The organism is Dictyobacter halimunensis, from assembly GCF_036245075.1.
On the sequence record NZ_BSRI01000002.1, the window covers coordinates 2,969,215 to 2,987,858 of the forward strand.

16 protein-coding genes are annotated in these 18,644 nt (G+C 53.7%); 4 read left to right on the forward strand and 12 right to left on the reverse strand.

Features of this window, described 5'->3' with window-relative positions; translation table 11 throughout:
- Window positions 1-371 precede the first annotated feature (371 nt).
- Window positions 372-1,013 (forward strand): alkylmercury lyase MerB, encoded by a 642-nt coding sequence (gene merB / locus AABA21_RS26390; RefSeq protein ID WP_338254823.1) that lies wholly within the window; start codon window positions 372-374, stop codon window positions 1,011-1,013.
- Window positions 1,014-1,052: 39 nt separating this feature from the next.
- On the opposite strand, the gene AABA21_RS26395 is transcribed toward merB, so the two are convergent.
- From AABA21_RS26395 to dnaB, 8 genes are all read right to left on the reverse strand, one after another.
- Window positions 1,053-2,858: an NAD(P)/FAD-dependent oxidoreductase gene (locus AABA21_RS26395; RefSeq protein WP_338254825.1), complete on the reverse strand. Its 1,806-nt coding sequence runs from the start codon at window positions 2,856-2,858 to the stop codon at window positions 1,053-1,055.
- Window positions 2,859-2,861: 3 nt separating this feature from the next.
- Window positions 2,862-3,695, reverse strand: coding sequence for an alpha/beta fold hydrolase (locus AABA21_RS26400; RefSeq protein ID WP_338254827.1), 834 nt, complete (start codon window positions 3,693-3,695; stop codon window positions 2,862-2,864).
- A gap of 65 nt (window positions 3,696-3,760) precedes the next feature.
- On the reverse strand, window positions 3,761-4,501 hold the full coding sequence (locus AABA21_RS26405) for a class I SAM-dependent methyltransferase (protein WP_338254829.1): 741 nt from the start codon (window positions 4,499-4,501) through the stop codon (window positions 3,761-3,763).
- Window positions 4,482-5,375 (reverse strand): HAD-IIIA family hydrolase, encoded by an 894-nt coding sequence (locus AABA21_RS26410; protein WP_338254831.1) that lies wholly within the window; start codon window positions 5,373-5,375, stop codon window positions 4,482-4,484. Before AABA21_RS26410 ends, AABA21_RS26405 begins: the two co-directional genes overlap by 20 nt.
- Before the next feature lie 379 nt (window positions 5,376-5,754).
- Window positions 5,755-6,354, reverse strand: coding sequence for a ClpP family protease (locus AABA21_RS26415; RefSeq protein WP_420917222.1), 600 nt, complete (start codon window positions 6,352-6,354; stop codon window positions 5,755-5,757).
- A 283-nt stretch (window positions 6,355-6,637) separates the two neighbouring features.
- Window positions 6,638-8,329, reverse strand: a complete 1,692-nt coding sequence (locus tag AABA21_RS26420; protein ID WP_338254835.1) for an ATP-binding protein — start codon at window positions 8,327-8,329, stop codon at window positions 6,638-6,640.
- The gene (locus AABA21_RS26425) at window positions 8,275-9,027 is read right to left on the reverse strand and encodes a DnaD domain-containing protein (RefSeq protein WP_338254837.1); all 753 of its coding nucleotides are present in this window, start codon (window positions 9,025-9,027) and stop codon (window positions 8,275-8,277) included. Before AABA21_RS26425 ends, AABA21_RS26420 begins: the two co-directional genes overlap by 55 nt.
- 17 nt (window positions 9,028-9,044) lie before the next feature.
- Window positions 9,045-10,379: a replicative DNA helicase gene (gene dnaB, locus AABA21_RS26430; RefSeq protein WP_338254839.1), complete on the reverse strand. Its 1,335-nt coding sequence runs from the start codon at window positions 10,377-10,379 to the stop codon at window positions 9,045-9,047.
- Between the two features lie 825 nt (window positions 10,380-11,204).
- Here dnaB and AABA21_RS26435 point away from each other — a divergent pair.
- The 3 genes from AABA21_RS26435 to AABA21_RS26445 all read left to right on the forward strand — a co-directional run bounded on the left by AABA21_RS26435 (window position 11,205) and on the right by AABA21_RS26445 (window position 13,467).
- Entirely contained in the window at window positions 11,205-12,137 is a 933-nt protein-coding gene (locus tag AABA21_RS26435; RefSeq protein ID WP_338254842.1) for a peptidylprolyl isomerase, read from the forward strand.
- A gap of 145 nt (window positions 12,138-12,282) precedes the next feature.
- Entirely contained in the window at window positions 12,283-12,795 is a 513-nt protein-coding gene (locus tag AABA21_RS26440) for a peptidylprolyl isomerase (RefSeq protein WP_338254844.1), read from the forward strand.
- A 189-nt stretch (window positions 12,796-12,984) separates the two neighbouring features.
- A complete protein-coding gene (locus AABA21_RS26445) occupies window positions 12,985-13,467 on the forward strand; it encodes a hypothetical protein (protein WP_338254845.1) in 483 nt (160 codons plus the stop codon).
- An 85-nt stretch (window positions 13,468-13,552) separates the two neighbouring features.
- On the opposite strand, the gene AABA21_RS26450 is transcribed toward AABA21_RS26445, so the two are convergent.
- The 4 genes from AABA21_RS26450 to AABA21_RS26465 all read right to left on the reverse strand — a co-directional run bounded on the left by AABA21_RS26450 (window position 13,553) and on the right by AABA21_RS26465 (window position 18,551).
- Window positions 13,553-14,146: a hypothetical protein gene (locus AABA21_RS26450; protein ID WP_338254846.1), complete on the reverse strand. Its 594-nt coding sequence runs from the start codon at window positions 14,144-14,146 to the stop codon at window positions 13,553-13,555.
- A 16-nt stretch (window positions 14,147-14,162) separates the two neighbouring features.
- Window positions 14,163-14,711 (reverse strand): signal peptidase I, encoded by a 549-nt coding sequence (gene lepB / locus AABA21_RS26455; RefSeq protein ID WP_338254848.1) that lies wholly within the window; start codon window positions 14,709-14,711, stop codon window positions 14,163-14,165.
- Window positions 14,712-14,980: 269 nt separating this feature from the next.
- Window positions 14,981-17,203 carry a glycosyltransferase gene (locus AABA21_RS26460; RefSeq protein ID WP_338254850.1) on the reverse strand — a complete coding sequence of 741 codons (2,223 nt, stop codon included), beginning with the start codon at window positions 17,201-17,203 and terminating at the stop codon, window positions 14,981-14,983.
- A gap of 16 nt (window positions 17,204-17,219) precedes the next feature.
- The gene (locus AABA21_RS26465; RefSeq protein WP_338254852.1) at window positions 17,220-18,551 is read right to left on the reverse strand and encodes a lipopolysaccharide biosynthesis protein; all 1,332 of its coding nucleotides are present in this window, start codon (window positions 18,549-18,551) and stop codon (window positions 17,220-17,222) included.
- Window positions 18,552-18,644 lie beyond the last annotated feature (93 nt).

Genomic DNA, 18,644 nt, shown 5'->3' on the forward strand with positions numbered 1-18,644 from the left:
TGGGTGAATGAGAGAGGGAGGCGAGGGCAGATGATTTTCCCGCATCTTCGACGCACACCCCGACAGAGGACTTATGTCCCCCTGTCTGCTATATGATTCGGGCTACAAGTGATGGTTTTGTGTATAAGACGCACCAGAATTATATTTCCGATACATATTGACTGGTGATTATGATTCCTCGACTGTAATACGCTGGACTTTGTCATGTGTTGCAGGTTGGTATGCAGGAGTGACACCATGAGGGAATGTGGGCGCCCGAGAGGGGTGTTGGGGATTTTTCAATGCGGTTGGTCGGGTGATAATATTGGTAATGGTTTATATGTCGCGATAGATTATTAATGCGATGGCTTGAAAGGATAGGAAGAAGGTTCATGCAGGGAATTTCGGATGTGGCATTAATCGATGCATTGACTGAACGTTTACGGGCCAGTTGCCGTGGATATACAAAGCTGTGGCTTGAGTTATTGCGTTTGTTGGGCCAGGGGAGCGCGGTTGAGCCGGGTACGCTGGCTGAGGTAATGGATATGACTGAGGAGGAGTTGCTTGAGCAGCTTAAAGAGTTGCCAAAAATTGAGTACAATGCCGAGGGTCAGGTGGTGGCGGCGGGAATATCGTTATTGCCGACCAAGCACCATTTTCAGGTACAGGGACACGAGCTCTTTACGTGGTGCGCCTTTGATAGCCTGGCCTACCCGTTTATTTTGCAGCAGCCGGTACAGGTTGCGTCAAGTTGCCCTATCACCAATGAGATAATCAGGTTGCAGGTGACGCCCGATGACCTGAAAGATGTTGAGCCCGGAGGTGCCTATATCGCGATCGCATTGCCATCGGCCAATGAGATGTGTAGTGATATTCGGACCAGTTTTTGTAATCAGACGCACTTTTTCTCGTCCGAGCAGGCGGCGCAGCAGTGGAATCAGACGCATGCCAACGCGGTGCCGCTGCCGGTAAGAGAAGCCCATCAGATTGTGCGTCAGGTGACACGGCAGGTCTATTTTTCGCCGGCTATTTAACGGGAAAGCCGGGGCGAGCCCGGCATACGGTGTGATCGTTTAACCCATAGGCCAGAGCTTGCCGAACCACGATCCGACGATGTGCTCGACGTGGCCTGGCTGGCGGGCTGGGGGGATATCTCCGCGGCTGCGCGCTATCTGGGCCATCGTTTCGCGCCAGATGGTGCCGCGCAGAGCCAGGGATGGCCGGGCGCGCATCAGGGCTACCTGCAGCAGCTTATCCAGTGGCGAATAGAGCCAGGGGCGCAGCAGGCGATAGAATTGATAGGATAGTTCCTGCCGCCCCAACTGCAGCCAGGCTGTGATCCAGCCCACGATCTCAGTTGGGGACAGCGTTTTGAGGGCCAGGGCATAGATGCCGGGATAATAGCCGGGCGTATTCAGCACGAGGCGTGTATAGTCCAGCCAGCTCACCCGGTCTTTAAAGAAGTCATTGGTCACGCGGGGTCCCAACTGCTGCAGCACGTGGCAAAAAACGTTCTGCGTCTCATTGACCTGCCACGCGGGCTCGACCTGCTCGGGCTTGGCGATCATAAATTTACTGAAGGCGCGGGCGACGGCCGGAACCGCCTCGGAGGCGCGGATCTGATTTAATTCGGTGGCGCTCAGGCAATTGGTGCGTAGCGCCTGTGCCAGCAGGGTGGTGATGCGCTGCAGATTGCGCACATAGGAGCCGAAGCCACAGAACGTCAATGGAGACTGGAAGGCCGCCGCGTCTCCCAGCGAGAGGACGCGATCATAGGCCAGCACTTTGGTCTCTGGCTGCCAGGGCAGCGTAATATTATAGCCAGCCGGGATAAAGCCATAGACCGGCTTTAGAATTTCGACAGAGCTGGTATCCTTATAATCCGGCAGCAGGGCGAAAAAGTTATCAAAGAGCTCAAGCAGGTCGACGTGGCTGCCAGACTCGGCATAATAGAACAGGTAGATGGCCACCTGGTCTCCCTTGCCCGGAAACGCTTCCCAGATCAGCTGGCGACCACAGCGGCTATCCTCCGTCGAGACCAGTACCTCGCCGCTGGCAGGGTCGATCTCGTTCGCGGCGTTTCCCTGCTTATAGCCGCGCGCCACTGTGCCAACAGTAGGGCAGACCAGGGAGTAGGGACGGCCACAATTAAGCTGGCAGGCGATGGGAGAGGTCGAGCCCATACCATCGATCAGCAGGCGTGCCTGGTAGCTGTGCGAGTCTCCCTGCTTATCACTGACATCGACCGTCACATTGCGGTCCGGTTGCACGGAGCAGTGCTCAAAGGTCGTATTGTGCAGGATCAGGTTGGAGGCCCCGTTGCGAGGCCGATGTTCCTGGATCTTGCGTACGCAGAGGGCGGTCAGCTTTTCCGCGTCGATGGCCACATTCAGCACATCCTTTAAATGCAGCTCGGCCGGGGCGACCTGAATGTTGCCGGCATGGAAGCGGACCACGCCATCCTCGTACTCCCGCTGGATCACCGAATCCAGCTCGTCTGTAGTCAGCAAGCCACTAGCGAGCAACTCCTGCAGCTCTTCCCGCGAAATATTCCATTCGCGGTGTACCGCGCCGACCGTAAAGCGATCGAAGACCAGGACGCGAAAGCCGTAGCGGCGCGTCATCACGGCGGCATGCAATAGGTTCAGGCCGCCGCCGGCATAGATGATGTCAAAGGTATGGCTGGGCGCTACGAGGGGCCTTTCCTCGCTCACCACGACCTCTGTATAGCTGCGGCTAGCTCCCGAGAGGAGCATATGCTGCCAGCTCGCGTTCAGATCCTGTAGACGCTTCAGGTGCAGTTCGCTCTGCGGAATGCTGGCGAAGGCATGAGCGAGATGTGGATAGCGATCAGCTAGCTGCTCGATAGATGTTTGCATACGTTACTTTTCTTCGTTATTTTTCTCTAAAAACTGACGAACGGCGGTTACAAAGTCCTGGTGCCGATCGCGGCGGATACTATGGCCGGCGCCTGCGATGTTGACCAGCCTGCCAGCGGACCATGTCTCAAGGGCCTGCCGGGCAACTTCGGGCGTCACAATAGCTCCCCGTACCGGATCACCGGTAATCAGCAATCCTGGTCGTGGCAATGCGGGGACGATGGCCTTCCATTCGCGACTGACCTGGTGCAGGCCCTGGCTAAATACCTCGACCTGAAACTGGCCCTGCGCCTCGGCCCACGTGTGTACATCATCTGGTAGCCAGTATGGATTAAAATCGGCCGCATCCTCGATGCGCTCGGCCAGTGGCTGCTTCTGCAACTCACGCATATTGGTTGCCCACTGCTCCAGGCCGCTTTCTTCCTCATCGGAAAGTGGCTCGGCATCGAAGCCGCGCCAGGGCGGGTCCTCAAGCAGTACCGAGCGTACCAGTGCTGGATATCTTCTAGTGATGTGGGCCGCCGTATGGGCGCCCATCGAATGGCCAAGCAGGGATACCGGTTGCAATTGCAGGGCCTGGATAACGGTCGCCACATCAGATACCAGCAGCTCGGTCGTAAAACCGTTGGCAGCTGCTCCTGAGAGACCGTGTCCCCGAGCATCCAGTATCACCACATCATAATCGGCCTCCAGCTCTTTCGCCACAGCTGTCCAGCACAGGCCCGCATCGGTGAAGCCATGCAGCAGCAGCAACGGAGGCTTTGTAGCGTCCCCCGTGCGATAATAGTGCAACCGCACACCATTCGCCAGAACATGATCCTCAAACCAATGTGACATAGCTACATCTTCTCCTCGTCAAATAGTAGTTATGTCAGTATACGCTATTTTACCAGAGGATAGTGTCAGTGATTGTTATCAGTTGCGTCCGGTTTTTCACCCAGAGTAATGAACACCTGCCAGCGACGGCTATACACACGCTGTGAACGGCGCCGCAAACCAGACTGCTCTAATGGAATGAGTCCTCCAAATGGCATACCGGGTAACTCTTCGGTGGTGAACGCCTCATCGTCCACAATGGTTGTGGTTGTGCCCGACTGTTTCGGTCTGCTCCTTGCGCCCGAAAGTGAGCGCGGACCATATACCAGCAGGTGGATAAGAAGCAGCAAGGGTTGCAGGTAGCCAACGGGCTGCAGGCGCGCACCCTCGATGATAATCAGGCGGCCGCCCGGACGCAAGACACGTTCAATCTCCGCAATGGTATCGGGATCATAGATATATTCGGAGGGAAACGTGCTCACCACTGTATCAAAGCTATTGGCCGAGAAGGGCAGGCTTTGTGCTGAGCCCTGGATCACCCAGGAAGCAGGACCGGCATGGCGGCGCTGCAGAGTCGCGCGTGCCGCCGCCACCATCTCCGGTGAATGTTCAACCGCCCGGCACATATAGCCAGCCTCCAGCAGATCGGCCAGTAGATCGCCCAGTCCACAGCCCAGCTCCAGAATATCGTGTCCATGGATGCGCGAAAGGACCAGCTTTTGCCAGGTGCGCCAGTTGCCCGCGAACGGCACCGTACTGGCGAAGCGATAGAGATAGCGATTTTTATACAATGTCTCAAAGAGCAATTTACGCAGATTGGGTGTCATAAGCACTGGCCTCGGATGCTATGCTAAACATAGACAATAACTCACTCAAATGTTCGATAGTATAGTCTGGCGGGGCAATATTTATCTGATGGTGGCGGCGCTGCTGTTCGTAGGCGAGGCCTGCGGAGAAGAGCGTCGCCGGTGTCAGCGTCGTGGAGTCTGAAAGGTGATCGGACGAGCGAACGGAGCTATAAAGACGAGAGGTCGGCTTCCAGATCGTGGTGATACCCAGCGCCTGCGCACCCCCGACATCGGCGTACAGCGAATCCCCGACCATAGCAGCCTCTGTGGGTGAAACCATCAGTGCCTGCAGCGCGTAGCGAAAGATCTCGGCGTGTGGCTTACGAATACCTAGATCGGCAGAGATAGCGATAGCGTTGATAGGGAAAAGATCGAGCAAACCCATCTGTTGGAGATCGGCCAGAAACGGTGGACCGCCCCATGAGCGGTTAGTGACGATCCCGAGCAGATAACCGCGGGCGCGCAGCTCGCGCAACGTCGCGAGCGCGTCGGGAAAGAGACGCCGGGTCGCCGCCGCCGAGACCTGCAGGGTCGAAAAGAGACGCTGACCGGCCCTTGCCTCAATGGCGGGCAAGCCAAAGCGCGTTAATACCTTCGTGGTCACCTGACCAAAATCAGGTTCGTAGTTGGGATCTTTGCTTTCTTCACGATCCAGTTCAGACATCAACGCGGGCAATAGCTCATGCTTCACCTGCTCATGATCAAGTTTTTGGAACAGGGCGGGATCGATATACTCTTGCAGATAGAGCAAGGCCTGGTTAATATTTTTTGCGACTAGCGCGCTATCGGGAAGGATGCGCTCCCAGAGCGTATAGCCGACATCAAATAAGATGCAACGAATCTGTCCAGCCATAATTGCACATGACTCCTTAGGTGTGTCTTATGCTCGTCATACCAGGGTACCTGAGCGGCCCCGCACTCGCGTCCGCTGCGCGGACGCACTGGTTTGGTGTGTTGGTGCAACAGGGGCGCGTCTGCGCCCCTGTTGCACCAACACACCATGGGACTCGTAAGCGCCAGAGGCGCGAAAGCTCCTAAGCCTGTTTGTGTGTTGATGCATGAGGCCGCATCCGTGCGCCCCATACATCAACACACAAACAGGACCGGGTAGGTTCACCTGTACAATCCCCGGCGGGGAAACAAGTGCAACTACCTGGTCCTGTTCATAACATGTACCTTATATAGCTACTATAGAGAGCAATCAATGATGCGTCTGCCTGGGAGAGGCAGGCTTACTCCTCCTTGGTAGAAGAGAGGATATCATCGACCAGCCCATACTCAACCGCCGACTGGGCGGTCAGATAGTAGTTACGGTCGGAGTCTTGCATGATGCGCTCAGGTGTCTGGCCGGTATGATGAGAAAGGATATCATACAAGCTACGGCGCAGGCGAAGGATCTCACGTGCGGTGATCTCGATATCAGCCGCCTGACCTTCGGCACCACCGAGAGGCTGGTGAATCAGCATCGTCGAGTTGGGCAGACAATAGCGCTTCTCTGCTGCGCCACCGGCCAGCAGGACAGCACCCATACTCATCGCCATACCCATACAAACCGTTGAGACATCCGGGCGTAACCACTGCATGGTGTCATAGATGGCCAGGCCAGCATAGATGCTACCACCTGGTGAGTTGATATACATATTGATGTCTTTAGTTGCATCTTCACTCTGCAGGTAGAGCAACTGTCCGACAACACTATTGGCGACCATATCATCGATAGGTGTACCAATGAATACGATACGTTCTTTTAACAAGCGCGAAAAAAGATCCGAGCCATAGGTACCGCGGGGGGTCGTCTCAATGACGTTTGGGATGATGCCCCGTGGCTCCATAAACTCACGAGTTTCTTTGATCCACTTTGGATCGCGCGGATCGTACTTGGTCATGTGCGCTCCTTACTTATCTATAACGGTCATTTCTCTTTTACAGCTAGAAATAAGCCGTTGGTAAAAAATGAATGTGCAGAGGAAACCCACAAATGGGGGACGTTTAACGTTATGATAGCACTTACAAGATGCGAGTGCAAGAAATGGTTGGTAAGAGTCAACGCAATCCAATTTTTGAGCCGGAGACGCCTGTCCCCGGCTCAAAAATTGGATTGTTGCTATGGTATAGTTAGCGTCTACGCTCATCCCCATTGAAGGGGCGATGGTCACGCGCGCGATCCATGACGATCTCTCTGACGAGGTAGGTATCATGCAGGCGGGAGCGGATGCGCTCATCAATGCCCTGTAAGCCCTTTGGATTAGCGGTGATGACCGTTGGCATCGACAGGTTATAGCGGTAGTTGAGGAGCTGGAACAGCTTCTCATTGGCCCAGGGCGAGCTCTGCTGCGCACCCAGGTCGTCGAGCACCAGCAGTTCGGCCTCGCGCATCTTTGAGAACAGCTGATCGTAAACCTCGGTTGCTGTAGGAGCGAAGGCGGCCCGCAAATGGTCAAGCAGGTCGGGAACCGCCTCAAACAGGACGACCGCGCCGCTATCCAGGCTCAGGTTCGCGATGGCGGCTGCCAGGTGTGTTTTACCACAACCATTGGGCCCAACGAGCAGCAACCAGCCCTGTGGATTGCTCGCGAATCTCGTTGCCGCATCATACGCCTCCTGCACCCCTGGTGTATGGAGGCTGAAAGAGCGGAAGCTCTGATTGCGGAAGGCATCCATATTCGACATATCGCGCAACTGCTGACGGCGCTTCTCCTTACGCTCAGATTCCTTACACACGCAGGGAATGGGCTTGCCGAAATTCGGATGTCCAAACGGCACATCGGCCCGTAAGAAGCCCGCGCCTCTACATTTTGGGCAGACGCTTTTAGCGGGCACTTTATTGTTTACGGCGGCCAGTTCGGTATCTTGTGGTGCCTGTTCCACTTCTGACCGCACCGGTTTGAGATGGCGCGAAGAGGCAGAAGGACTCGGACGCGATAGCGGGTTACGCTCGCCGCGGGGTACTCCCCGGATCGTATGTGGATTGAGCGGTTGCGTAACGCGTTGCGAGGCGGGCAGTTCCTGTGAACGAGCCTGCTGGTTGGCAATGGCCGACGCCAGGCGGCTATCGTGCAGGTTGGTGCGCATGCCCCGCGCGGGCGTCTCTGCATTCATGCCATGCATAGTATCGGACTGTGAACGCTGGCGATACGCTGGCGGCTGATAGGTGCTGGGCGCTGGCTCATCGTAAGCCTCGATCTCCTCATCCTCATAATCGTAGTCGCCGCCCTCCTGTTCCCAATCACCATAAGTCAGACCGTTTTCTTCCCACTCCTCGACCACGTCCGCGCGTGAATCGGGCACATAGGTATCGGATGTATGCAACGAATGATAATTGCTGGTTGGTCGTGGCTGCAACGGCTGGATGCGCTGCTGATCCTGGTGCGGCTGTGGATGATAGGGAGAGCCCGCATCGTTCACATTGCGCCGAGGATACGACGGCGGATAGATGGGATGATCTGCCCGTGAGATAGGTTCTGTAGAGGGGCGTCCATCTGAGACGCCGTTCTCTTGCTGATAATTCGAATAATGCCGGGCCCGTGAAGGATAATTATGAGAAGAAGAAGCGGGCTGAGATGGCGTATTGGTATTGTATCTCTGGCCAGAGCGTGACTGAAGCTCCGTATGAGTTGTCCGCTCTGTACGCTCTGTATTAAAGCGGCGCGTCAAATGCCCCTGACCTTGTTGTGGCGTGCGACCCTGTGCTCGTTGCTCGGAAAGAGGTTGACGCCGCCCGGTGCGTTCGAATATTTCGTTGAGGCGCTCCATTACTGCCTGCCTTCCGTTTCCCAGCGCCTGAGAATGGCGCGAATATAACTCCATTTACGTTTATTTTGCTCGACAGCCTCACGAAAAGCTGCTTCAATCCAATCCTGAGGATAATGATCGGCTGCGTCTTTTAACTCATCCGCTATCATTGGTGACAATAAGCCAATATTTTGCTCATATAATACAAAAATATTTGGGCGTTCCACCTCAACATGCATCGGGCGAATAGTGTTGTTGTAGCCTACAGAACTAGCATACACCTCCGCACCAACGGCCATTTGATTAATCTTCTGTTCAACCTGTTCATCGCGGGTGAGCACCTGGGCAGAAATCATTTCCCCTCCCTGTAGTTCAGCGACGACCTTGCGGCTGCGAGCGGTATTAAAAAAGTACCAGCCGATCAGAACATCCTCGTTTTCACCGGCCAGGTGTAGATGCACTTTAAGCAATGTATTGCGGGCGACGGCCTGTTCCAGTCCCAATCGTAAGCGTTCCTCGGCGGGACGTGGATCACCACGGCGTTTCAAGCTACGCAGCAAGAGACGATCGTGAAGGAGATCGCTATCGCTGACGCAACGAGGATTACCGCGCTGCTTCGCCAGCAGATAGAAGATATGCAGGGTAACTTTCAGTTCCGCGCTATCCTCTATATCGGGCAATAACTGTGTAAAAAAGACCTCTGGAATGGGCACAAAAGGATTTTTGCCCGTAGGGAAACCCGTGAATCCGGTAGATTCGGTAAAGGTTGACATTAAAACTCACCCCCAAATTATTCGTCTGCTGGTGGTGAAACTTCCAGATCGCTAAAACGGGTCTGGCTGGGCTGGAAATAAAGGCTGACCTCGCCGACGGGTCCGTTACGGTGTTTGGCTACAATAATATCGGCAATATTTTTTCTTTCGCTCTCGGGATTATATACATCGTCTCTATAAATAAACATAACAATGTCCGCATCTTGTTCGATTGAACCACTTTCGCGCAGGTCCGAGAGTTGTGGAACCTTCGATTGGCGGCTCTCAACGGCGCGCGAGAGCTGCGCCAGGGCCATCACCGGCACATCCAGTTCGCGGGCCAGACCTTTGAGATTGCGGCTGATCTCGGAAATTTCCTGTACACGATTGTCGTTGCGCTTGCCAGCTGAAGACTGCATCAGCTGCAGGTAGTCGACGATGATCATGTCGATGCCGTGTTCAGCCTGCAGGCGCCGGGCCTTACTGCGCATCTCCATCGTCGAGATACCGGCGGTATCGTCGAGCCAGATGTTGGCCTCGGCCAGGGTACCCATGGCGAAAACGATCCGCTCCCACTCGTCATCCTCAATCCAGCCGGTACGCAGACGCTGCTGATCGATGGCCGCGTCCATTGACAGCAGACGCTGTACCAGCTGCTCTTTACTCATCTCAAGGCTAAAGATGGCGATAGATTTCTTATGCTTAACGGCCGCATTGTGCGCTAAACTCAAACAAAGACTGGTCTTGCCGACCGCAGGGCGCGCGGCCAGAATAATCAGGTCCGACTTCTGCAGGCCGCCGGTCAGGCGATCCAGGTCGGTAAAGCCCGTGGGAACGCCCACGACGGTTCCACGACGCTCGTGAAGCTGATCCAGTTTGGCCATATAGTCGCCGAGCAGCTCGCTCAGCGAAGAGAAATCCGCCCGTGCATGTCGCTGACTGATCCCAAAGATAAGTTGTTCCGCTTTATCCAGGGCGATATTCGCGTCCCCCTCCTCGTAAGCGGTAGCCGCGATCTCGCCAGCCGCATGGATAAGGCGGCGCAAAATAGCGGTGCGCTCAACGATGCGACCATAGTACTCAATATTACCGCTGGTTGGTACCTGGTTGATAAGCGACGTAATATAGCTGGCGCCCCCCACCTCTTCCAACTTGTTTTTGCGTTCAAGCTCATCACAGATCGTAATGAAGTCGGCCGCCTCGCGCTGTTCATAGAGCTGAAGGATCGTTTCAAAGATAGTACGGTGGGCATCGCGATAGAAATCGTCGGGTGCCAGAAAATCAGCGACCTGTACGATTGCTTCCGGATCGATAATAATACTCCCGAGGACACCACCCTCGGCCTCTATATTTTGCGGTAACAACTTTTCCACGTCTTCAACTCCAGCATCTACGTATCTTCACGGATTGAATAAGTAATCAGAGACACCGCGCACCGGCGGTTTATGGGCACAAGATTGAAAGTTTAAGCAGACTGCAAGCGATAAAAGGCGGTCAGCAAAACCAGAGAATCTGACCCCTCCATTTACATGGTATGAATAATTTTAGACTGCAGCAACAAGCATTATAGCATATGCAAGAACATTTGATCTGATGAAAAATTTGCTTATTTTTCGGTCAAATCGGGACCTTCCAGGCGCCTGTCGCCCGCCTTAAAGCACAGCAAGGCAGAGGAGACAAACCAGGCTCCTGGCGACAAAGTTTTCTGGTATCGGTGATCTTGCGTCTTCAAAGTGTAACGAATAATGCGGGTGAAATCAAATGATCCCAAAGGGCTTGGAATGTGGATATGTGGATAAAGTTTGCTTTATTTTGCACGGAAAAGCCACAAAAACACGTGTTTTATGGACTTATCCACACAGAAGGTGGAGTTTTCCCCACTTATCCACAGAGTTATCCACCAAAAAAGTCTTTAGATGTGGATAACTTCGTCTGCCTTAAAGAGAAGGAGGGGGGAATCATGGGCTAGAGACAATGGCCAACACGTTGAATGGGTTTACCGAAGCGACTATAATATGATTTGAGGGACGACTATAAAGAAGGACCTTTGGTCATTTTTTTGTATACCCAGGTCCCTTCGTGCGGGCCTTCTGCATAGCGGGACTTGACCATAAAATACAGTAAGGTTTATTATAGACCAATAAATACGCGAGTCCGCGTCGGTCACGTAATGAAGAAGGAGCATTTAAAAACACCTCATGCCAAAGACCACTAAACGTGCAGAGAGCAGGCGTGCCGCCAAAATAGCTCGGGCACATTCTACCCACTTACCAGATTTAGGAACAAACGGCCCCGAGCGTCGACGCCCTGATGCAGGCCACAAGGCCCCGGCTCGTGGAATTGCTCGTTACCCCTGGGCATCCATTATTATTTTATGCCTGGTAGTAGCTGGTATTTTTCTTGTTCTTTATGTCAATCACTATCCACCCTTTGCGCAGGCGAAAAACAGCTCGCCCGCCAAGCCAGCAGCGACCGCCACGCCGAAGGCCGCGACCACGCCAGCTTCCACCCCCGCCGCGGTGGTGAAGAGTGTCGTAAATGACGCCGCTTCGGTCTGCGCCAAGCCCGCCATGATCAGCGCGGTCACCAAAACCGGCGCACCCAGCGCTGACGATGTCAAAAAGATCAATCACAACTACAGTGGCGCGCAGAACGTGATTGACAACAACAAAGTTTACTGCGCTGGCATCAACACCAATCGTGGACTCATCGTCTTAGAGCTGGATCCCAAGATTGCTCCTAAGACGGTCAACAACTTCGTCTTCCTGGCCCAGAATCACTTCTATGACGGGCTTACCTTCCATCGAGTGCTTAAGAGTCCGCTTGCCATCGCGCAAGGTGGAGATCCCGAGGGCACTGGCAGTGGTGGTCCTGGCTATAAATTTGCCGACGAGCCGGTTAAGGGCTCTTATACCGCAGGCACGATTGCGATGGCTAACTCAGGTGCCAACACTAACGGCAGCCAGTTCTTCATTAACACCGGGGACAACTCTTCTCAGCTGGGCAAGCAATACAATCTCTTTGGGCATGTCGTAGACGGTTTGAACGTTGCTCAGGCGCTCACTCCGGTTGAGAACGGCAGTGCCAAACCCGACGTCATGAACTATGTGGTCATCAAAGCCGCCTCCTGATAAAGTGATCAAGATAGTGCATACGGCACAAACTTGACAGCATACAATAAAATGTTAAGGGCTTCCTATGAGTGTAGGGAGCCCTTAAACTGTAAGAGCGGCTTATCTATAGAGCTGTTCTGAAGTAATGGAAGGAGAAATATTCTTGGCTAAGCAATATAGCACTCCCCCAGCAATGCAGATCGATCCCAGCAAGAAATACACGGCGATTTTCCATACAGACAAAGGTGACATCACCGTAGACCTGTTTGCCGCCGAGGCGCCAAACACCGTCAACAATTTTGTCTTCCTGGCCCGTGACGGCTTTTATAACAACACCACCTTCCACCGCGTCATCGGTGGCTTCATGGCTCAGGGTGGAGATCCCGAAGGCAGTGGCCGTGGTGGTCCCGGCTACCGCTTTGATGACGAGAAGAGCGCCCTGCGCCTGCGCCACGAGGGTCCTGGCATCTTATCCATGGCGAACGCGGGCCCCAACACCAATGGTTCCCAGTTCTTCATTACCTATGATAGCCAGCCACACCTGAATGGCAAGCACGCAGTATTCGGCAAGGTCTCCAAAGGGTTAGATGTGCTGCGTTCACTGCGCGAGCGCGATCCTATGCGCGACCGCAACCCCGGCGAAACCCTCCACTTCATCGAGATCGTCGAAAGCTAAACCAGAGATTCCAAACAGGTAAAAGCCCGCACCCCCGATCGGGGGTGCGGGCTTTTACCTGTTTGGAATCTCTTTGTCTGAATACACGTCGGTCGGGTTGTTTCGCACGTATAGAAAGAAAGAGCAGTATGCAGTGAAATTGGAAGAGACAGCTTTTGAGGCTGTGAATGTTGACGGGAGATGTCATGTATGGGCACGAATAGAGTTGAGATTGTGAAAACGGTGATCGCAGCTTTGCAGGGGGGAGAATTTGAAGTTGCGGCTGAGAAGATTGATGATGGCTTTACAATGACCGGATTTGCCCCCAGGAGCCTGAATAGAGCTCAGTTCTTGAGTCTTAGCTATGCATTACTGGTGGCGATGCCAGATCTCTCCTATAACCTCGACAACGTCGCCCGTACGGAGGCACAGAATACGGTGCGTGCTTCAATCACTTTGATGGGGACGCATACAAATGATTTGTCATTGCCGTTATTCGGGCTAGAAAATATTCCCGCGACCAGTGTTAGTGTGGTATTGCCCCAGACGAATCTGACCTGCCACGTCGAACATGACCGGCTTACCCGGCTTGAGTTCGAGAATATTACTGGAGGGGGACTGGCGGGTCTGCTGCAGCAACTGGGCTCAGAGATACCGCTACTGAGCGAAGAGCTGAATAATCCTAACATGTGATCCTGTTTTTAAGGGATAGTACGATATAACAGGTGGGTGCATTTGCGCCCACCTGTTATATCGTACTATCCCTTAAAAACATTCTTTACTCTTCGGCCGCGGCCCTTTTGGCCAGGTAGTAGGGATGTTTTCTGGTCGCGGTAAAGGCGCCCCAGAGACCGATGAGAGCATCTACGACCGCCCAGATCAGCGTAAACAGCAGCAGGGCAAATATGCCTCCCAATGGCGAGCCCACAGCACCCGCTGTACTGCTAACATTTCCCGGATAGTTGGGAATGTAGTGAACCAGCGAACTGCCAAGGTACGAGATAGCGCCGACCAGGGCCCCGGCATAAAAGCCGTAGAGGCGGCGCACCGCCCGCTTACCGACCACAAAACCAGCCACAAAACCAATGATTAACGTCACTACATAGGTAAGACAGGCCAACCCGGCTACATACTGGGCCGTTCCATAAGAAATCTTATCGCCGGCGCGTGCCACCTCCTGGAAGACCGAGGCATTCAAGAGGGTTGTAGCAATCGAGATGAGAGCAGCTATCACGCCGCCGGCAACGCCGATCCCCAGAGCCAGTGCCAGACCATTGGGTGGCAAGGATGGAGATGCAACATACTCTCTCTCATTTATATAATCATCACGAGACGTAACAGAATCTGAATCGTAGTGCTCCGAATTTGACATTGTGCGAAGTTTCCTCTTACTTATGTGCGGGTATGCCCTTAAAGACATCCGGGTAGGTATTGATAAAATGGAGATTTGAAAGTGGCCAGAAGACGACAGACGCTTTACCAACGATATAGTCTTTCGGCACAAATCCCCAGGAACGCGAATCATCGCTTACGGGTCGATTATCTCCCATAACAAAATACTCGCCAGCGGGAACTTTCCAGGTGCGGCCCTCTGGATTGCTGGAAGCGCTGATATATGGCTCGTTTAAAGTCTTGCCATTCACCATCACATGATCGCGATCAGTGGTTATGGTGTCTCCGGGCACCCCGACAATGCGCTTAATAAAATCTTTTGTTGTATCCAGTGGCCAGTGAAAGACGATCACATCTCCACGGGCTGGTTCATGAAAGAGATAAGAGACCTTATTAACCATAACAAATTCGTTGTTGACAAGTCCAGGTTCCATACTAGGTCCATCGACGCGATAGCTCTGAATTACAAAGCGAACAACCAGAAATATCAAAAGCGTCAGTGCCAATATTTCGACTATTTCACGTATCAATTGTGAACGTTTCAACTCAAAACCTCTCTTATTTTTGATCGACCCGGATAATATATGCGGCAGTCAGGTTGGAGTCACTGTATCTTGTTTTTTGCATTGCCCCCATTATAGCTGATTACCACGCTGCTTTCACCTATACAAACCCGTTTGGCTGTGTTTTTATGCTGGGTATGGTTCACCTGTGAGAAAGAGCAGCAGTTTAGAAGTAGGATCGGCGTAATGAAAAGTAATTATCTTGTTTATAGCACGCGATGGAACGTGGTAAAGCTCATGGTTATATAGTACTAAGGAAGCGCCTGACCTCTTCTTTTCGTCAATCCGGAGAGGAGGGTTTTGTAGGTATCCAGGAGGAGCAGGGAATAGTTTTCCCAGGCATACTGATGATGCAGACGCTCCGCCTCCTCCTCTGTATGCCTGAAGGCCCGTCTGGGTGCCAGCAGCATGGCCTGCACCAGGGAAGCCTGGTTGCCGGATGTATAGAGGATACCGCCGTGGTGAGGAAGCAGACCGTGGAAGCGAGGAAGGTTGGGAGAGATAATGACGCATTCATAAGAATAGAAGAGCATAGCCAGTTCGGGCACCCCGGCCATCTGCACAGTGATATAGGGTAATACCAGCGCGTTAGTCGCGGCTATATAGGTAGCCAGCTCATCTGGTTGATACTCCAGAAACACGTGGATGGACGAATTGAGAGCCGCGCGCTTCAGGAGCTTCAACGGCTGTTTTTTGTCGACGGGTGTACCCACCAGTAACAATTGTGGATTAAAGGAAGCGTGTTCCTCCGACTTCAGGAGCTGGATGCGCAGCTTGCTAAAGGCCTCCATACACTGGATGACCTCGCGCTCGGTATGCAGGAACGCTGGACAGAGATATACATAATTCGCCTCCGCTTGAATTCCCAGTTGCTGTCGAGCTGTGATAGTATCGCTGATCTCAGGCAAGAGGCCGTGCATACCCGGATGGGGCAGGTAGGTCGCACGCGTCCACCAGGACTGTTTGTGATAGAAACGCTCGGCATGACGGGTGAACGTGAGCACGAGATGGCTGATGTCAAATATTTTATTCTCGAAGGCGCGCCTGGCAGCGAATTGCAGGCCGCGTGCATTATGCCACGATCCGCCAGCGTCGGTGCTGACGATGCCAATGCCCAGCTTACGGGCCAGCCATAAGGTAAAGAACAGTTGTCGGCGTCGCCACCAGTGCAAAGAAAGAGAGCCAGGTTGATAGAGGTGGATAATGCCGATGGCCATCTCCTGATAGGCCCGATGACGCCAGATCCAGGAAAGAGGAATGTAGGAGACGCTGGTTGTGCAGCGCATATCCTGTTTATCCAGGGCCTGGAAGGGCCAGCGCGTATCCTGCGCTGGCGACTGAACAAACAGGATGCACGGCATATGCAGTATAGCTGGTGCATGATTGCTCAGTACAAATTGCTGCTGGATGCGTCCCCAGCTATGCGCCTGCGCCATCGCGGCAATGAGTCGCTCACTCGTCGGCTTGCGTGCCAGTGCCAGCAGTAGACGGTGGGCAAAGATGATCTGCAGCCAGATTTTCACCTCCGGCCACAGCGAGAACAACGTCTGCAGAAAAGAGCCCTCGGCCGTATTATGAGCATATTTCGTCGCGGCATAATGGGCCAGAATGTCTGAACGTCCCTGCCAGTAAGCGCGCCCCACCAGAAAAGGACGGCTCAGACGCGCCCGCGACACACGATGTAGAACCAGCGCCGCTGGTTCATACCAGAGCGCGTAATGCTGCTCGCGTAGCCGCCGACAAAGATCCACCGTCTCTACATTAACGGGATTATGCAAGCGCTTCGTCAGGAAGGGAGAGAAGCCTCCCACCCGCTGCAGAGTTGTGCGCTTAACGGAGAAGCAGCTATTGCTAAAGTTCAGCGCCTCCGGCAGGCGGGTACGCGAACGGAACGGCATATAGTAGCCAAAGACCTCCAGCAGATCGTCGTCCAACCAGTATGGCCGGGGCGACTCCCAATGCAGATCGACGCGACCACCAATGGCATCGGCCCCGGTCTCCTTATAGGCGCTCCAGAGATGCTCCAGGAAATAGCGATCGACCAGCACATCATCATCGAGAAAGACGACCACCTCACCGCAGGCGGCCATGAGAGCCGTATTGCGTGCATACGCCAGGCCATTGCGTTTCTCAAGCAGGCACTGCACCCGCCACTGCTCTTCCGAAGAATGACGATGCAGCACATCCGTGCTGAGATAGGTTTGAAGGGCATTGAACGTGCCATCGACTGATCCATTATCGACTACGATGACCTCGAAATACTTGCATGGCAGCGATTGCCGACGTAGACCGGCCAGCAGTGCCAGCATCATATTGCGTCGATTATATGTACAGATCACCACACTAAAGCGTGGTGGCTTAAGTTTCGGTGGTTCGCTTTGTGCCAGTTCCCGCGAGTTGGCCCGAAAAGCGCCGGTTGACCTGGTGCGGATAGAGATGTGGGTAGAATGCGCTAAAGAATGGTGGATAGTCATACATTCTCCTGTTGGATCAGAGCAAGGTGTTGTGCCGTAGCAAAAGTTTTTTGCAGAGTAGAATGGAGATCAAAGCAGAAACAATCTGTGCCAGTGCGCTGGCGAATGCTGCCCCGGTCATGCCGAAAAATATGATCAATGGAATTGCTAATAGAATTTTAAGGGTGGCTACCCCCATATTGAGCTTGCGCTGCATCTGCTGCAGGTGGCGCGAATCATAGTGTTCATGATTGGTCATATGGGTAAGCCCGACGGTGGCGATGCTGCCAAAGACAGCCGCGATCAACAAGATACGCAATGGTTTCACCATCGGGAGGTAGGAGTTGCCCAGGCAGGCGACCACAATGGTCGGGCTGAGCAGAATCAACATAGTACAGATCGGGACCGCCAGGAAAATGATATAGCACGAGGTGCGCACAAAGGCATCATACTGATTGAGATAGCGATGGCGGGGCAGATAGCGCACAAACAAGGGGAATATCCACTGAGAAAAGAGCGACGGAGCCAATCCAATAATCCTGGTACTGACGATCGAGCCCAGCGCATAGAATCCCAATTGCTCAGGACGATACCAGCAGGCCAGCAGCAGCAACTCGCTTCTCTGCCAGACGATCGCATCCAGCGCGAAATGAAAGCGAGACTGATACATATTGCGCGCCAGCCGCTCGCGCAAAAAGATACCCGGAGCCAGCGCCTGGTCCATTGGTAGCAGATGCATCACACAGATCACCGCCAGCACCAGCGTAATAGTATTCGCCAGCGCGAACGCCAGGATAAAAGCCTCAACCGGCCTGCCATTTACCTGGGTTGAAATAATGATCAGGAGCAGCGTCAGCAGATTGCCGAAGAGGTGCAGCAGTGTCAGCAGATCGGAGCGGCGCAAGCTTCTCAACGTGATACCCGCCACGCTGCTCAAGAGCAAAGGAAGGGTAGCCAGGCTGGAGAGCAGCAGCAATCCCGGCGTAAAGTCATGGAAGACATGTGTCAGAGCGAGGGAGAGTCCCACATAGACCAGACAATAGAGCAGGATACTACGATGCTGGCGATACCAGAGAAAGTAAAAGATGCCTGCCATTAAACGTGGGGATTCGCGACTCTGAGTGGCCGCGATCTGCCGACTGGAGAGGGTCGACATTCCGGCACCAATCGCCGGGACTGTCACCGTAGCCAGCCACTGGGCGAAAAGATAGCTACCGAACAGGTAGGGTCCCAGTGCGCGGGCGATGACCAGGTAGACAATAATATTAATGGCAGTAGAGCCAGTGAGGATAACATTTTGCCAGATGCGAGCATAAGGCAGACTCATCGTAGATGTCTGCGATGCAACATTTGTACGCAATTGTGCCAACGACGTATCCCTTCCACCCACCAATATATGTGTATCCTTAAACTGCAACCCCATTGCAGATCAGAAAGACATATTGCCCTAAGAGGGCCTCCA